This window comes from Emticicia sp. MM, assembly GCF_001649495.1.
The window spans coordinates 1-17,502 of record NZ_LXHX01000067.1; the positions used below are offsets into that span (position 1 = coordinate 1).

14 protein-coding genes and 1 pseudogene are annotated in these 17,502 nt (G+C 36.1%); 7 read left to right on the forward strand and 8 right to left on the reverse strand.

Annotated elements, in window-relative coordinates; all coding sequences use genetic code 11:
• A pseudogene (locus A6M55_RS08275) lies at positions 1–772 on the reverse strand (F0F1 ATP synthase subunit beta); the annotation flags it as partial.
• 177 nt (positions 773–949) lie between these two features.
• A complete protein-coding gene (locus A6M55_RS08280) occupies positions 950–2,161 on the reverse strand; it encodes a fibronectin type III domain-containing protein (RefSeq protein WP_015028832.1) in 1,212 nt (403 codons plus the stop codon).
• Between the two features lie 338 nt (positions 2,162–2,499).
• On the opposite strand from A6M55_RS08280, the gene A6M55_RS08285 reads away from it, so the two are divergent.
• Together A6M55_RS08285 and A6M55_RS08290 are read left to right on the forward strand one after the other, a co-directional pair.
• Positions 2,500–3,177 (forward strand): glycosyltransferase family 2 protein, encoded by a 678-nt coding sequence (locus tag A6M55_RS08285; protein WP_064197203.1) that lies wholly within the window; start codon positions 2,500–2,502, stop codon positions 3,175–3,177.
• Positions 3,178–3,214: 37 nt separating this feature from the next.
• Positions 3,215–4,687 carry a cellulose synthase family protein gene (locus A6M55_RS08290; protein WP_064197204.1) on the forward strand — a complete coding sequence of 491 codons (1,473 nt, stop codon included), beginning with the start codon at positions 3,215–3,217 and terminating at the stop codon, positions 4,685–4,687.
• Between the two features lie 82 nt (positions 4,688–4,769).
• Here A6M55_RS08290 and A6M55_RS08295 read toward each other — a convergent pair whose 3' ends face one another.
• From A6M55_RS08295 to A6M55_RS08310, 4 genes are all read right to left on the reverse strand, one after another.
• Positions 4,770–6,185: a pitrilysin family protein gene (locus tag A6M55_RS08295; RefSeq protein WP_082892962.1), complete on the reverse strand. Its 1,416-nt coding sequence runs from the start codon at positions 6,183–6,185 to the stop codon at positions 4,770–4,772.
• Positions 6,186–6,216: 31 nt separating this feature from the next.
• A complete protein-coding gene (locus A6M55_RS08300; protein WP_015028828.1) occupies positions 6,217–7,758 on the reverse strand; it encodes a Do family serine endopeptidase in 1,542 nt (513 codons plus the stop codon).
• A gap of 271 nt (positions 7,759–8,029) precedes the next feature.
• Positions 8,030–8,455: an Hsp20/alpha crystallin family protein gene (locus tag A6M55_RS08305; RefSeq protein ID WP_064197205.1), complete on the reverse strand. Its 426-nt coding sequence runs from the start codon at positions 8,453–8,455 to the stop codon at positions 8,030–8,032.
• A 266-nt stretch (positions 8,456–8,721) separates the two neighbouring features.
• Positions 8,722–10,047, reverse strand: coding sequence for a vanadium-dependent haloperoxidase (locus A6M55_RS08310; protein WP_015028826.1), 1,326 nt, complete (start codon positions 10,045–10,047; stop codon positions 8,722–8,724).
• A 164-nt stretch (positions 10,048–10,211) separates the two neighbouring features.
• Here A6M55_RS08310 and A6M55_RS08315 point away from each other — a divergent pair, with 164 nt between their 5' ends.
• Positions 10,212–11,039, forward strand: a complete 828-nt coding sequence (locus A6M55_RS08315) for an IS5 family transposase (RefSeq protein WP_064197206.1) — start codon at positions 10,212–10,214, stop codon at positions 11,037–11,039.
• A 42-nt stretch (positions 11,040–11,081) separates the two neighbouring features.
• Here the strand turns inward: A6M55_RS08315 and A6M55_RS08320 are convergent, their stop codons facing one another.
• Complete coding sequence (locus A6M55_RS08320) at positions 11,082–12,407, reverse strand: PAS domain-containing sensor histidine kinase (protein WP_015028825.1); 1,326 nt, start codon at positions 12,405–12,407, stop codon at positions 11,082–11,084.
• A 278-nt stretch (positions 12,408–12,685) separates the two neighbouring features.
• Between A6M55_RS08320 and A6M55_RS08325 the strand changes: the two genes are divergently transcribed.
• Together A6M55_RS08325 and A6M55_RS08330 are read left to right on the forward strand one after the other, a co-directional pair.
• On the forward strand, positions 12,686–13,024 hold the full coding sequence (locus A6M55_RS08325) for a PadR family transcriptional regulator (protein ID WP_015028824.1): 339 nt from the start codon (positions 12,686–12,688) through the stop codon (positions 13,022–13,024).
• Positions 13,025–13,130: 106 nt separating this feature from the next.
• A complete protein-coding gene (locus A6M55_RS08330) occupies positions 13,131–15,647 on the forward strand; it encodes a PspC domain-containing protein (RefSeq protein ID WP_064197207.1) in 2,517 nt (838 codons plus the stop codon).
• A 142-nt stretch (positions 15,648–15,789) separates the two neighbouring features.
• On the opposite strand, the gene A6M55_RS08335 is transcribed toward A6M55_RS08330, so the two are convergent.
• Positions 15,790–16,128 carry an L-rhamnose mutarotase gene (locus tag A6M55_RS08335; protein ID WP_064197208.1) on the reverse strand — a complete coding sequence of 113 codons (339 nt, stop codon included), beginning with the start codon at positions 16,126–16,128 and terminating at the stop codon, positions 15,790–15,792.
• A 211-nt stretch (positions 16,129–16,339) separates the two neighbouring features.
• Between A6M55_RS08335 and A6M55_RS08340 the strand changes: the two genes are divergently transcribed.
• Together A6M55_RS08340 and A6M55_RS08345 are read left to right on the forward strand one after the other, a co-directional pair.
• Positions 16,340–16,561 carry a DUF2795 domain-containing protein gene (locus A6M55_RS08340; protein ID WP_015028821.1) on the forward strand — a complete coding sequence of 74 codons (222 nt, stop codon included), beginning with the start codon at positions 16,340–16,342 and terminating at the stop codon, positions 16,559–16,561.
• A 97-nt stretch (positions 16,562–16,658) separates the two neighbouring features.
• On the forward strand, positions 16,659–17,483 hold the full coding sequence (locus A6M55_RS08345) for an SdiA-regulated domain-containing protein (RefSeq protein ID WP_064197209.1): 825 nt from the start codon (positions 16,659–16,661) through the stop codon (positions 17,481–17,483).
• Positions 17,484–17,502 lie beyond the last annotated feature (19 nt).

The following is a 17,502-nucleotide window of genomic DNA, read 5'->3' on the forward strand; positions in this document are numbered from 1 at the left end:
CAACTGTCAAACCAGAAAGAGCTACACGTGCACGTGCACCTGGAGGCTCATTCATTTGTCCGAAGATAAATGTAGCTTGTGATTCTTTCAATGCTTCTTTATCTACAGCACTTAAATCCCAACCACCTTCTTCCATTGAGTGTTTGAATTTATCGCCGTATTTTACGATACCCGATTCAATCATCTCACGGAGTAGGTCATTACCCTCACGAGTACGCTCACCTACACCAGCAAAAACTGAAAGACCAGAGTATGCTTTTGCAATATTGTTAATTAATTCTTGAATCAATACGGTTTTACCTACACCCGCACCACCGAAAAGACCGATTTTACCACCTTTTACATAAGGAGCAAGAAGGTCAATTACTTTGATACCAGTGAAAAGTACTTCAGTAGCAGTTGCTAAGTCTTCAAACTTAGGAGCTGCACGGTGAATAGACATACCTTTAGTATTCACTTCACCTAAACCATCAATCGCTTCACCAACTACGTTGAATAAACGACCTTTGATTTCTTCACCTGTTGGCATTGTGATTGGTGTGCCTAAGTGCACAACTTCCATACCACGTTGTAAACCTTCGGTTCCGTCCATCGCAATTGCACGAACACGGTCTTCACCAAGGTGTTGTTGTACTTCAAGAATTACTTTTTGACCGTTTGCCTTAGTTACTGACAACGCATCAAGAATTGGAGGGATTTGAGAACCTTCGCCTTCAAAGCTTACGTCCACTACGGGTCCGATTACTTGCGAGACTTTACCGATATTTGCCATTTATTGAGAACTTTTAAATTAAAATCAGAAACAGTTTTTAAGATGTACTCTTATTTCAGCGTGCAAAATTAGACAAACAAGTTCTGAAAAGCAAAACTTGTAGCAGAGTTTTTGTATTTTTTTTAGAGAAAAGTTCTTTTTCAGCCCTATTTGTTGGAGTAAAAGAGGAAATTTAGTTTAATTACAGACTTTATATGTGGCGGTTGGGTCTTTTTGCCACCTTATTTGGGGTTGGTTTAAGTTGCTTACACAAATGGTTTGGATTTTATTGTTTTGGCAATATAGGTTTTCCAAAATTGTATTTTTACTGATATCTAAATTTAATAATTGATTTTCCGAACAAGATAGAAGTCGTAATTTTGTGTTTTTACTAACATCTAAACTTGTTAGATTATTAACGAAGCAAGAAAAATTACGCAAAACTGTATTTTTACTTAAATCTAAACGTGTCAATTGATTATAACTACAATAGAACTCGTCTAAAAATGAATTGTTACTAATGTCTAAATTTACTAACGAATTGTAACTACAATCTAAATACCTTAAACCTATATTTTTGCTTAAATCTAAATGTGTTAATTGATTTCCACTACAAGTTAAACGTTCTAAATTTAGGTTATTACTAATGTCTAAATTTGTTACTTCATTTGAAGCAAACGCCAAAGACCTCATAGCTTTATTTTTACTTACATCTAAACTTATTAAATTATTCCCTCCGCAATCTATTTGAATAAGTTTTGTGTTTTTACTAATATCTAAACTATCCAATTGGTTGATATAACAGAATAAGTAAACCAAGTTTGTGTTTTTACTTACATCTAATGAAATTAATTGGTTATAGGTACAGTCCAAATATGTTAAATTTATAAAACTTTCAATTCCAGTTAAACTACTTATTTTATTATTACTCTTGGAATTATTGAGCCTTAAATCCGTAACTTTCTCAGCATTGCTTCTTAAAACCTGCCCGTCTTGAATATCGTCAATCTTTAACCTAATTAAGGCATTTTCAAAATTAATGTCTGGTATTTTAATATATAAGGAGGGTGTTTTGCTACTAAATTGTGCCACATTTGCCCCGCCTTTTAAATCTTTAGCCACAATACTTCCTTTCACTTCAGTATCATAAGGCACGTTTTTTATTATGTAGGTTGTATCATTCAAGTGTCTGATAAGCGTATCTTTATAAACAACTGTATAAGTTACGGCATCGCCGTCGGGGTCTTTGCTCTTTGTCCACTTTAATATGATGTCTTTTCCATTATCAGCCAGTGTTGCCGTAACGGTAAAAGGACTTGGTGGAGAATTAGGTTTAACAACCTCTTTTGTCTTACAAGAAAAACAAACACTTAAAATAAAGAAAGCAGCAAGAAAACGTAGATAATTCATAAAATCAGCAGGTATTTTGTGTGAAAAAAGTAAAATTCTGGTAAATATAATCACTTTGTTTATTTCTGGAAAATCTCAAATTCATATACTTTGTCAGCTTCCTTACCTTTGCGTATGTAGAAAAAGCCTAAATTGCAGTCGAAATAAAATAATTACAATATTGACATCCTCCTACCCCCTTCGAAGGGGGACTTTAAATCGGTAAAGTTTTTCTTTACAGATATTAACAAACGGAAAATTCCCCCTTTGAAGGGGGCAGCCTGACGAAGTCGGCGGGGGATGTGGTGAGCGAGAACATAATTATAAGCAGAAAAGTAGCGTACAACGCCAAAATTTTAATGAAAATAATCGTCATCATTCCTGCTTTCAACGAAGCAAAATCTATTGATAAAGTCATTGCCGAAATTCCACAAGATATTGTTGATGAAGTAATTGTGGTAAATAATAATTCGAGCGATGAAACCTCAAAAGTAGCACAAAGGGCAGGAGCAACAGTTTTAGACGAACTCCGCCAAGGCTATGGTTTTGCTTGCTTGAAAGGAATTGAGTACGCAAAAAAACAAAAACCCAATATCGTTGTTTTTTTAGATGCCGATTACTCTGATTACCCCGAAGAAATGCGTGAACTAATTAAACCCATTACTGAGCAAAACTATGATATGGTAATTGGTTCACGAGCCTTAGGCGAGCGTCAAGCAGGTTCGATGACAGTTCCTCAGATTTTTGGCAATTGGCTGGCTACAAATATGCTACGCTTATTTTATGGTGTACGCTACACTGATTTAGGCCCATTTCGTGCTATTAAATTTGATTCGCTTTTAGCTCTTAATATGCAAGATACCACCTACGGCTGGACGGTAGAAATGCAACTTAAAGCAGCCAAAATGAAAATGAAAACCACCGAAATAGCCGTTAATTACCGCCGCAGGGTAGGAAAATCAAAGATTTCGGGTACTGTAAAAGGCACTGTTTTAGCCGGCTATAAAATCATTACTACTATTTTTAAATACTTGTAGCTCTTTCAACTCTCCTACAGAGGTGGGTTTTATATATATGGAATTATTGTTTTTGATAATTTACGCCATTCCACTGGTTTTCATTTTTTCATATAGCCTAATTCAACTTAGTTTAATAATAAGTTATTTAGGAAGTAAACATTCGGTTGGAAATAGTCAATCAAGCTCATACACCCATACGGTGGATGGTAATCTTCCTTTTGTAACTATTCAACTTCCTATTTATAATGAACGATATGTAGTTGAGCGTCTGATTGATGCCATTACTGCATTTGAATATCCCAAAGAAAGGTTTGAAATTCAAGTTTTAGATGATTCAACCGACGAAACAATTGAGATAATCGCACAGAAGGTAAATGCGTATCAACAACTAGGCTTTCAGATTAATCACATTCGTAGAGCAGAACGGACTGGTTTTAAAGCAGGTGCACTTGCTTTTGGCTTAAAGAAGTCCAAAGGAGAGTTTATTGCCATTTTTGATGCTGATTTTGTTCCACCAAAAGACTTTCTCCAAGAAACTATACGACATTTTTCCTCGCTTGATGTGGGAGTTGTACAAACTCGCTGGAAACACATCAACGAAAATTATTCTTTACTTACGCAGTTGCAAGCTTTTGGCTTAGATGCCCATTTTACGATTGAACAAGGTGGCCGAAATGCCGACAAACACTTTATCAATTTTAATGGAACTGCGGGAGTTTGGCGAAAATCTACCATCGAAGATGCTGGAGGCTGGGAAGCAGATACGCTTACTGAAGACTTAGACCTAAGCTATCGAGCTCAAATGAAAGACTGGCGATTTGTGTATTTAGAAAATGTGGGCTGCCCTGCCGAACTTCCCGTAACGATGAGTGCGGTAAAGTCGCAGCAATACCGCTGGACAAAAGGAGCGGCCGAATGTGTGGTAAAAAATCTTCGAAAATTATTAACTGATAAACATTTAGGGTTTGGCACCAAACTTCATGGGTTTTATCATTTGATGAATAGTGCGGTCTTTGTTGCCGTACTATTACTTTCACTTCTTAGTGTACCGATGATGTTTTTAGGGAAAGATTCAAGTGTTTATGCTTCATTTTTTCGTTATTCGGCCTTATTTCAAGTTAGTTGGGTAATTTTAGGTTGTTTTTATTGGATTTCGTTCCAAAAAACTGGTTTAGGAATTTTTGAGTTTATTAAAAGATTTGTCTGGTTTTTACTTTTTATGATGGGTTTATCGTTTCATAATTCGGTGGCGGTTGTTGAAGGCTGGTTAGGGAAGAAAACGCCTTTCGTACGTACACCAAAGTTTAATGTAAATACCCAAAAAGACTCTTGGCGAGGCAATATTTACATTGTTCAAAGCATCAACAAAAGCACATGGATAGAGCTTTTTTTAATGCTTTATTTTATTTCTGCTTTAATTATTGAATTATCTCTTGGGCAGTGGGGGCTCGTTCCTTTTCATTTGATGCTCATTGTTGGCTATGGAAGCATACTTTATTATACCTTCCTGCAAAATCGAACTGCGTAAGCTGGCTTCTTATTAAAGAAAAAACCACTGACTAATACATCGTATAAATCAGTGGCAATCTTTTGACTTTATCTTATGGCTTTTACTTTCCACCAACCACAACTTCACAAAGCTCAGCGGCTTGAAGATATTTTTGAGCAATTTGCATTACATCTTCTGCTGAAACTCCACTTACTTTCTGAATATAATTCTGATAGAAATCAATTGGTAAAGCTTCGAGTATGACAATTTTTTGGCGGTCGGCTACTTCAAAAGGTGTATTAAGCGACCCCACAAAAGCACCAATCATATAGTTTTGAGCTGTTTCGAGTTCGTTTGCTGAAATTGGTTCGGTTTGTAATCGCACAATCTCTTTATGTATCTCATCAATCGTCTGTTGTGTAAACTCTTTTTTCACATCAGTACCTATTATTAAATACCCACCCTCTCGTTGCGGAATCAATGATGAAGAAATACCATAGGTAAATCCTTTTTCCTCACGTATATTTTTCATTAATCGGCTACCAAAGTATCCGCCAAAAATAGTATTTGTTACTACAAATTTAAAGAAATCTGGGTGTGAGCGATTGAAAAGTCTTCTTCCTAAGCGAATAGATGATTGAAGGTTTTCTGGGCGATTAATTAACAAGTTTTCACCAACTACTGGGCTTTCAGGGAATTGTTCACCTATTTTTTCTGGAGTAACCAAAGGCATTTGACCTAATACTTCATTCAAAGCCGAAATTTCTGTTTCTTCGAAGCTTCCTGATAAAAATATAGTAAAAGCCTTTCCTTTTATTTGCTTCCCGTAAAAATCTGTTACTGCTTCGCGTGTAATATTTTCGATAGTTGCTTGCGTAACCGATTTCCCGTAAGGATGATTTTTACCAAAAATTTGCTCTCTGAAAGCTTGACTCGCCACGAAAGCTGTTTTTTCGAGATTGACTTTGAGTGTCTGTGAGGCAATATTTCTTTGCATCTCAAATTCTTCACTCGGAAAGACCGATTCTGTGATTAATTCTTTCAGCATTGGCAATAATTTAGTCAAATGCTTAGTAAGACCATGCACAGTGATTGTCAGACGCTCAAATGCTTGATTGATTTCAATAAATGCTCCATATTGGTCGAAAAACTCGCTAATCTCAACTGCTTTAAAGTTTTTGGTTCCTTCCGTGAGCATTTTGGAAACAAAGAGCGATTCTCCACCTATGACATCAAATCTACTTCCTGCATCGAAAATAAGCTCTAATCGCACAACTGGCTGTTCGCCAGCACGCACACTGTATATTGTAACGCCGTTATTTAATGTATGTTTATCTGCCTTCGGAATATGAACGGTTTCTACTTTTCTCGATGGTGGAGCAATGGTACGGTCTAAAATCATCAAAAAATCTGAATAATATGCTGTATAAAAAGTGTCTAATTGCCAACTAAGGTGTAAATGTATAGCTAAAAAGATAAAAACCTTAGCCTTTGCATAGAAAAACGCACTTGCGATGATAAAAGTTTTATCAAACACAAGTGCGATGCGTTTATTTAACCGAAAATGCTTATTCTAAGCTAATACCGTAGCAAGTAGTACGAGAAGAGCTTTGATAAGTACCACAAATCATTACACCCTCTTCTTCGTTTTCTTTAGCTGCTTTAATAGCTGCTTTGAAATCATTGGCAGAATTAATGCGTTTATCGCCTACTTTCATAATCACAAAACCTTCACGCATTTGTGTATAGTCAGCAATGTCTCCTTCATAAATTTTCTTCACAATTACGCCATTTTGAATACCCATGCGTTGTTTTTCGCTTGAAGAAAGTTCTGATAATTCAATACCAAGTTGCTCGAAAAGTTTATTTTCAGAAACCACCGTATTTTTCACAATATCTTTTCCACCATCACGATTACGAAGTGTAACCTCATATTCTTTCAATGAGCCATTACGGTTGACTGTTACTTTTGTTGACTCACCCGGACGTTTACGACCTATCATTTCTTGCAATTTAGGACCGCTTTTTGTTTCAATTCCATCAACTTTTACAATTACATCACCTTTTTGGATACCTGCTGCTTTCGCTGCACCATTTTCAACAACATCTGCTACATAGATACCTTCATCAGTTTTGGTCTTTAACTCTTCTGCTTTCTTGCTATCTAGTTCCACTAAATTAATACCCAAATATCCTCTCTGAACATTTCCATACTTCACAATATCAGCTGTTACTTTTTTCACGATTTCAGAAGGAACTGCAAAAGCATAACCAGCATAAGCACCATTTGGACTAGCAATGGCAGTATTAATACCAATTAACTCACCTTTCAAATTTACCAATGCACCACCACTATTACCTGGGTTTACAGCAGCATCCGTTTGAATAAATGATTCGATAGCATCGCTTGTTCTTTGGCGGCCATCTTCACCATAACGACGATACATTTGTTGCTGTTGTTTTTCCGAAAGAATACCAATGCTGCGACCTTTTGCACTTACGATACCCGCCGTAACAGTCGATTCTAAATTAAATGGATTTCCTACCGCCAATACCCACTCACCTACACGTACATTATCTGAATTAGCGAAAGTAATTGCAGGTAGCTTTGTACCTTCAACCTTGATAACAGCAATATCAGTAGAGGGGTCAGTACCCACAATCTTAGCAGTATATGATTTATGGTCGGCTGTTACTACTTCAAGTTCTGTTGCACCTTCAACTACGTGGTTGTTGGTAGCGATAAAGCCATCGTTTGTGATGATTACTCCCGAGCCTGATGATTCTTGTTGTTGACTACGTGGCTGGCCAAATTGACCGAAAGGACTATCTCCACCAAAGAAATCATCGAAGATTGAGCGTTGTTGTGAAACCGCTCTGATAGATTTGGCTTTGATATGCACTACCGATGGAGTTGTGAGTTCGGCCGCATAAGTAAAATCGCCTGGAACACCCGCTGGACCATCATAATTTGCTAAGCGTGCAAGTGATGGTTTTGAGGCTTCGTTGAAAATTACATCATTTCCACCAAAGCCGAGCATACGAAAGCCTCCAATTGTTGCAATACTGCTCAATACTGCAATACCGACTGTTTTTAAATTGCTATTCATTTTCTTGACCGTTAATTTTACAGTTTATGCTTATTTACCTAACTGATTTTCTGATTCAATTATTAGTAAAGTATATTCAAATCTTTGTGTTTATAACGAAATAGGTTTGCTTTTGTTTATTGCAAAGTTAACGTAAAAGTATTGACTAAAATTCGTGTTCTTTGCGATTTTTAACAAATTTTAACGACTAAGATTTAGCCCGCTTCGATACGCAAAAAGCAAGGTATAGATTTTGCTTCTATACCTTGCCTTTTAAAATTAACTACGCTGATTAAGCAATTTCAATTAAACGAGGCTCTTTTGGCTTTGCTTCTTCTTTTTTAGGTAATTCTAAGCCTAATACACCATCATTGTAAGTTGCTACAATTTTATCTGTATCCACTGTTTTTGGTAATGTGAATGAGCGTTTGAAAGAGCTAAAGTTAAATTCTTTGCGAGTATATTTACCTACTGTTTCTTCGGTTTCTTCTTTTTTCTCCGTTGAGATAGTCAATGTGTTTTCGTGAACATTTACTTTGAAATCCTCTTTCTTCAAACCCGGAGCTGCTAATTCGATTTTGAAAGCATTTTCGTTCTCTAAAACATTTACTGCTGGAAATGATTGTTGATAAGCAGGAGCTACACGTTCAAAATCGTTCAAAAGGTTTCCGAATACTGTTGGGAATGCTGGTGCGAAATTTCTTACTAAAGTTGCCATAATCTTTATTGTTTAATGTTTGTTTCTTTATTGGTGCCACTTTATTGCAGCGATGACTCCAATTCATCAATTTGTGTACCACCCACAAAAACAAGACATTTTGTCTTGAAAATAAAAATACAACAATAAAATAAATGACAAATTGTCTTGAATTTATTTTTTATATGTGACGAGAAGTCAGCTTCTAGACATGTGTATATCTATTGAACAACAAAAAAGGATTTGACCAGTGCCAAATCCTTTCTATAGATTCTAAAGATATTTTCTTATTTCAGTGCTTTCTGAACAACCAACTTGCCAATTTCTTTACCAGATTTTAAACCTTCATCACAAGCCGAACGGAAGTGAATACCTCCATATACACGACTAATTGATGCTTGATCTGCGGCTTCTTGAAATGATTTGAATTGACCCACACCGTGCCCAAAACGAGCTTCTGTAGAATCTGTAAACGCTACATTATCTCCGAATAACTCTGTAAGTACTTCAGCCGATGCTCCAGAAATTGTACTATGCCCGCTTGTATATTCTGGGAAAGGTGGTGTTTGTAAAAATGGAACCCATTTCGTATCTACACTTGCATTTATAATTGTCTCTGGGCGAATTTTATGAAAACGATATTTTGTTTCCCAACATTGAATAAAAGCATCACGTAATGCCATCGAAACCAATAAATAGGCCTGTGCCGACTTCGCAAAATCTACTTTCTTATCTTTACATACTGTATGTACAATGGCTAACCAGTGCCCACCAGGGGTCATTTTTTTATCGGCAAACATCACGTGCCCCTGTACGTTCATCACAAAAGCATTGTCATCCCAGAACCAAGCAATACGTTTTTGTTCTTCTGAAAGGGTATTACCCATATTATATACTTCTAAAACTTCTTTCATAAATGGGCTCGTTTTAGCCAAATCATACTTGAATGGTGGAGGTGGCAGAAACTGAGAAGAAGAATCAATAATCATTGGTCTGATTTTTCCCCAGTTCGGCTCAATGGCATCGGCATACGAAGGAGGTGTTGGTGTCCAAGTACCTGGTTTATTCTGTAAAGTATAGCGTAAACCACGTGTCTGCGGGTAATTATCTTTTTTAGCATAAGCCAAAACAGCTTTTCCCATTTCTGTTCCATAAGCAACCGAACGCTCAATTACCTCGCTTGGCACTCCAGCCGCTTCAAATTTCTTATCTAAATCTTTTTCGAAAGCATCATATCTATCAACTGAAAAAGTTAAACCACGTGCAACAGTCATGAAAGCCTTAATACTAGCCAACTGATAGCAATACTCTTTTCCTGCTTCTGGCTTGGGGGCTTCATTAAAGTCTTTTACTTTTCCAACCATCGAAGGATAGTCTTTATTTCCTTGAACTAAGGCCTCATAGCCAGCCAAAGTAGCGTAAGAATAAATACGACTGGCAACTGGTGGTGTAAAAATATCATGTACGATTACATCTGTAAGTTGATTCACACAACTATGATAAAAATCAGCATTGTTTACTTGCTCGGCATACTCGGCAGCACTTTTTTGCTTACAGGCGTTTGTCAATGCCACAAACGCAAATACTGTTAGCAGGGTTTTAAGAGGTTTCATTGTTCAGACTAAAGTAAATGGTTAGTTTGCCCCCTCTTGGGGGCGTCACAAAAATACATGGTTTTCTTTAGAAAATATAGAACTTGTTTAAGATTATTTTGGGATTCAAATAGATGCTCAAGAAATAGGTAATTTTGTTTTGCGAATCAAAATATCTAAATCAAATGAGCATCTTAAGCAAAGATAGAGTTAAAAAATATATTCTACCTTATTTAAGCCAAGGTAAAAGAGGTAGAAACTTAACAGAAGATAAACGAGTAAGTATTGTTTTATCTATTTTTCATCGCTTAAAGACAGGTTGTCAATGGCGAGAATTACCATTAGAAAAATATTTCAAAGAAAATTATAGTTATGAATCTGTCTTTTATCACTTTAATAAATGGAGTAAAGATGGTTCTTGGGAAAGAATGTGGGCATGTTTATTGAATAAATATAAAACTTATTTAAACTTATCCAATATCCAGTTAGATGGTTCACAAACCAGAGCCAATAGAGGTGGTAATAAAGTAGGTTTTCAGTTCAGAAAAGCTGATGAGACTACTAATTTCCTGTATCTATCTGATAGTCAGGGTATTTTAATAGCAATTTCAGAACCAATAAGTGGTCAGCATCATGATTTAGCAGATATAAAACAACAATTTAGCCAAATGATAAATTGGCTAAATAAAGCCAATATTAGAACTGATGGATTATTCTTAAATGCAGATGCTGGTTTTGATAGTCAAGAATGCAGGTGTATCTGTACACAATTTCAAATTGAAGCTAACATAGCCTTCAACACAAGAAATGGTTCGATTAATGACAGAAAAGAGTATTTTGATGAACTTTTATATGAAAATCGTTATGTTATCGAGAGGGCCTTTGCTTGGTTGGATGCCTTTAAGGCTTTACTTATCAGATATGAAACAACAGCAATTAATTGGTTGAACCTCAATATTATAGGAATGATAGTCTGTTTCGTTCGAAAAATATCCTCTAAACTAAAATGTTAAACAAGTTCATATTTAAACTTCTGATTTAATGGAAAATGTATTTTAGAAGATAACTAGAAATTTAGTCCCTTCGCCCAATTTGGAAACTACCTTCAAATTTCCCCCGTGCATTTGCATAATTTGCCGAGAAAGACTCAAACCAATGCCCGAACCTGTTTTTTTAGTTGTGAAAAATGGAATAAAAATCTTTTCGATAGCATCAGGCTCTATACCGATTCCGTTATCAGAGATTTCTATAAACCTTTGATTATCGGCCTGATACAATCTTATTCTAATTTCAGGATTTAGCTTATTTTCAACTGCTTCAATGGCATTTTTCATCAGATTTATCAAGACCATTTCAATATGTTCAGCATCAACAACTAAAGAAAAATCATATTTTAAATCAGTTTCTAACACAATTCGCTTCTTTTTTAATTGGGGTTGAATCAGATTCAGCACTTGGCCGACCAGCGTTTTAGCAGTAGTTTCTGCAAAAATTGGTTTCGGAATTGTTGTAAATTCTCGATAAGCATTGACAAAGTTCATAATGCCTTTACTTCGATTTTCGATAGTTTGAAGAGCTTCTTTTAAATCATCGACCGTTTCTTTTATTTCCGTTTTTTCGGATAAATCAATTTCGATAATTTCTCGCATCGTGCTTGCTAATGAAACGATTGGCGTAACGGAGTTCATGATTTCGTGGCGTAAAACCTTGGTGAGGTTTTGCCAAGCATCTAATTCTTTTTCTTGCAACTCTGACTGAATATTTTGCAAGGAAACTAGCTTAATAATTCTCCCGCGTAAACTTACCGTAGTAGAGCTAATGGTAATTTGTTGCTCTTTAGAAGTTTCATAAAGAGCCTTTCCGCCAGAAGGTAAATCTTTCAGAATCTCAAATAAACGATTGTGCGTATTATTATTTAATTCATTGATATTACGTAATCTATAAATACCCAATGTTCGGAAAGCTGCATTATTAATAAGTTCAATCTTTCCAGAAGCATCAAACGACAGTAAACCCACATTGACATGCTGAACAATGGTATTAATAAAGTGAAGATTGGCTTCTTTTTCAGCACGTGCTTGACGAAAAGCATCTAGTACAGCATTTAGTTGTTGATTTATTTCCTGAAAACTTTCGCCTAAACTGTTATCCGACCTAAACTTAACTGTAAAATCAGCATAACGAACTGATTCAAAAAAACGAACCAACTTTCGGTTTACAGAAACAACGTAGCTGTAAGTTATATAAAACATGATTCCAGCCAATATAATTAATAAAGAAGCGGGCAACCACTGTTTACTCATTGCAAGGTTTATTCCCGTAAGCAACAATAGTGTAAGCATGGCCAACCGCCACAATACTCCTATCGAAAAATGTTTCATAACTGCTTCATGTTTAATGTAATAGCCTTTTATTAAATTATTGATTTTTGGAAATGATATTACTACAAATCATGTAATTTTCTATCATCAAAAATACGTCTTTTATATATTCTTTTTTACCACTCATCAGAAAAAGACAAAATCTTTCACCAAGTATCTTGCATTGCATAGTACCTTATTATATCTTTGTATCGTCAACTTCGGAAAGAAGCTGCTGAAAATAAAGGAAACTTAAACTTTTTAAATTCCCCCCTTTGAAAAAATAAGGGATTAAAGATATGGATTTAGAAAACGCACAAGTGCAGATGCGAAAGGGTATTTTGGAGTACTGCATCCTGCACATAATTTCGAGGGGCGAAATTTACGCTTCCGAAATTTTATATGAGCTCATCAATGCTAAGATAATGGTTGTTGAGGGAACGCTCTATCCGCTCCTAACTCGCCTCAAAAACGCAGGCTTATTAGATTATAAATGGGTAGAATCGACGTCAGGGCCACCAAGAAAATATTATGTATTGACCGATACAGGCCAAGTATTCCTTGATAACCTCAATAATACTTGGAACGAATTATCTGAATCGGTTTCAACAATTATCAGCAAAAAACAAAAGGATTGAGGGGGTTGCTAATATTTGAAAATATCTCTAACAACAGAACATAAACCGATAAGTACTCTGAAGTATTTTTGCTTCAGTCTATCGCTCAATCATTCAGCATAATACAATGAAAAAGACTATTCAAATCAATATAGCCGGCATGGTTTTCAATATTGAAGAAGATGCCTACGAAAAGCTTAACAACTACTTAGCTTCTATTAAACAATATTTTTCGAGCTACGAAGGTAGTCTAGAAATTGTTTCAGATATTGAAGCACGTATTGCCGAAAAATTCTGGACTAATCAAAAATCTGATGTTCAACCCGTTATCACAACTGAGGCAGTCAATGACCTCATCAAATCAATGGGCAGTGTAGCTGATTTTGAGGCGATTGAAGAAGAAGAAGACTTGAGAAATAGTACTCAAACGGCAACTAACAGTTCGCAATCAGGTACACACAACCAAACATTCACTGAAAATCCACAAGCACAAACTGGTAGCACACAGTCCGCACAACCAAAACGCCTTTACCGCGATGTAAAACGCAAAGCTTTAGGTGGAGTTTTAGCTGGATTGGCTCACTACTTCAATATTGATGTGGTTTGGGTACGTATCATTTTCTTATTCCTATTCATGGGGCTTCCGCCAATCAGCGAAGACTTTGGGCCGTTCTCTGGATTTGTATTTTTAGGTTATTTTATTTGTTGGATTGTATTCCCACCAAACTATAACCTCGATGAAGACAAAAAAATCAAAAAGTTTTACCGCGATAATGACGATAAGGTTTTAGGTGGCGTATGTAGTGGTTTAGGAGCATACTTTGGCGTAGATGCTACCGTTATCCGTTTATTATTTGTTTTAGGTGTATTCTTATTTGGTACTGGATTCTTAGCTTATATCATTCTTTGGATTGTGGCTCCAAAAGCACAAACACTTACCCAAAAAATGGAAATGAAAGGTGAGCCTGTAACTTTATCGAATATAGAAACAAATATCAAAGAAAGCATCAATGTGGATAAAAACGCTCCAGAAAATAGCTTAACAAAAGTGCTTCTTTTCCCTTTCAGATTGGTGGGTATGGTTATCAAAGGTTTAGGTGAAATCTTGAAACATCTCGGACCAGTTGCACGTGTATTAGCTGGTGTAATGTTAATGCTGTTCTCATTAGTGGCAATTGTTGGTGTGGTAGCAGCCGTAGCGGCTTTCTTTGGGGTAACTTCAGGTATTGAAGGAACAGAATTCTTTGATAACAGTCCATTCAAGATGTTCTCGCAAGATATTCACCCAATGGCTGGTTTCTTCGCTTTCTTGGCAATGTTCACACCATTTTTAGCACTTTTATTGACAGGTCTTACACTTTTATCAAACAGACGAATAGGCAACCGTAATTTCTGGATTTCATTATTGGGTCTTTGGTTGGCGGGTTTGATGGGTACGGGTATTTTAGCAACTAAATATGCCCTTAACTTCAAGAAGAAAGGTCGTGTTGAACAAGTAAAAAATTATCCTTTTACTTTGGTAGGAAAAACCTTGGTTTTAGATGCTAACAATAATCAAATAGATGATTTTGACGAATTCCATGTGAATGATGATGTAGAAGTTTATTTAGAAGGATATGATGGAACAGATTTGAAATTAGAACAACGTTTCGAATCCTCGGGCCCTACTCGTGCAGAAGCAGAAAATAATGCCAAGAACATTGTGTATAATCTTTCACAGAAAGATTCAACGCTTACTTTCGACCAAAAAATTAAACTTGCGGAAAATGCACGTTTCCGTGGCCAAGAACTTGAAATGACTCTTTACATTCCATTCGATAAACCATTCAAAATCACGAAGTCTTTCTACCATAGTGTATATAGAAGAGATTGGAACAAACATGATTTTGATATTGATGGCGATGATGTTGATAAATATACGTATGTCATGAAGCGTGACTCTGGTATGGTTTGTCGTGATTGTCCTAAATTAAGCGATGAAGAGCGTGAAGCACTCAGAGAGAGTAATTACGATGATGGAGATTCAGCTTTTGATTACGATGTTTTCGACCAAAAAGGTCAACACCAAAAGAAATTCGCTGATTTGAAGGGTTTTGACAAACTAAATGTAGCGGGTGCATTTGTTGTAACCGTTCATCAAGGTAGTTCATTTGAAGTGATTGCCGATTCTGACGACCAAGACGTTTTAGATGATATAGACTTTGATTTACGTGGAAATACGCTCGAAATTGACCATAAGGATAAATTTTCTTTCGGTCGCAGAAATTCCACTATTAGAATCAATATCACATTGCCAACTTTAGAAAGACTCGATGTTTCGGGAGCATCTACAATCAAGGTATTAGGATTCAAAGATAAAAACCGTGACTTAGCCATCGAGCTAACTGGTGCTTCAAAAGCGGCTATTGATGTAGAAGCTCGTAAAATCGAATTCGATGCTTCGGGTGCATCAAAAGCAGATTTAAGAGGCTCGGCTGAAAAAATCAATGTTGATGTTTCAGGAGCTTGCCAAATCAATGCCACGCGAATGGAAATTAAACAAGCCAAAGTTGAGGCAAGCGGAGCAAGCCATGTAGATTTCGGAAAACTTGAAGATTTAGACTCAAATACCAGCGGAGCAAGTAAGGTTAGTAGAGATAATTAGTAGAAACTTGAGGCATCTTAAATTTTGAAAGAAATATTACTCATTGCCGTCAGTTAACTGACGGCAATATACATCAATTACACTAAGCTTTTTTAGTAGATAATACACTTTTGTGTGAAGAGGTTTGGGATGATTATTTTATTTATTGGTCAGTAAGCTTAAAGATTCGTTCCATTAAAATCCACTTTTCTCCAGTTTTGGCCATGGGCAAGGCTTGTTGATATTTCCACATTAGTGCCTCCCATTCCTGTACTTTAGGATTATCGGCATCCATTGCTGACTTCTTCTCGAACGAAAAATCATCAGTAGTATCCATAATCATAAACAAGCGATTTCCTACCCGATAGATTTCCATTTCCGTAATTCCTGCATCGGTTATACTCTTGGCTATTTCATCCCAAATTTTCTTATGATAGGCCTCATATTCGGCTATTAATTGAGAGTCATCTACCAAATCAAGGGCAAGTGTGTAGCGTTTCATAGGGTATTTTTTGAATATTTTTATATTTATAAATTACTGATAGTCAACATTTTCATCGAAAAACAAAAATGTTTTTTTCGTTTTCAACAATATTTTTCGTAAAAATCGTTTGAAATTAAACAGATTTTTTCGTTATTTCATTTGAGAAGTAAATATTTGTTATACTTTTGCAGCCTTAAATTTTTTGTAACACTAAAAAGGATTAAATACTATGTATTGGACACTCGAACTTGCGTCGTATCTGGAGGACGCCCCGTGGCCCGCTACAAAAGATGAGTTGATAGATTTTTCGATTCGTTCGGGAGCACCCATTGAAGTGATAGAAAACCTACAAGAACTTGAGGACGACGGACAACCCTACGAGAGCATTGAGGAGATTTGGCCAGATTATCCGACCAAAGATGACTTTTTCTTTAATGAAGATGAATATTAAGCAGAGTTTCTGATTCAGTAGCGTATTCTGATTTAAAAACATTACCTATAAAGCAGCAGTTAGACCTCTAATTGTTGCTTTTTTATTTCTCACTAACATGAACTTTGTTTCGAGCATTATCATCCTGCTGGCTTTAGCTTTGGTCGTTTACGCTTGCCTTCCAAAGAAAAAAACAGAAAATTACGTTTTCAAATACAATATCAAAGCACCCAGTGCTAAAATGGAATTACCCCAAAATTTAAAGGAAATTTCAGGGCTTTCGTTTTATCAAGAGAATCAACTCGCCTGTGTGAATGATGAAAATGGGAGCGTCTTTATCTATGATTTAACTCAAGAAGCTGTCATTGAAAAAATTGATATCGGTAATAACGCCGACTACGAAGGCATTGAAGTGGTTGATGGAGAAATATTTATCATGAAAAGCAATGGAAAAATCAAAGGTTTTAGAATAAGCGATGCCACCGAACGAAAAATAGACTGTACAGATAAAGATGTAAAAGAATATGAAGGCCTTAGCTATCATCCCCAAACTCAAAGCCTTTTGTTGGTGAGCAAAGAAAAAGATAAGGATAAAAATGACAAGAAAACGATTTATGCCTATTCTTTAAAAACAGAGCGTTTTGGTAAGTTCTTGAGTATTGATGAAGACCTCGTACGCGGAAACGATGGTAAAAAAACATTTGCCCCTTCAGGCATTGCCATTCACCCGATAACTGGCGAGATTTTTATCATTTCTTCCCAAGGTAAAAAACTAATAGTACTCTCAGCAAATGGGGATAAAAATTGCCTAATCGAACTTGACCCCGAAACATTTGTTCAACCCGAAGGTATCTGCTTTACACCCAATGGAGATTTATATATTTCTTCGGAAGGAGAAAACGAAAATGGGTATATTTTGAAGTTTGAGTATCAACAAAGGTAATTTTTGTAATTTTACTCAT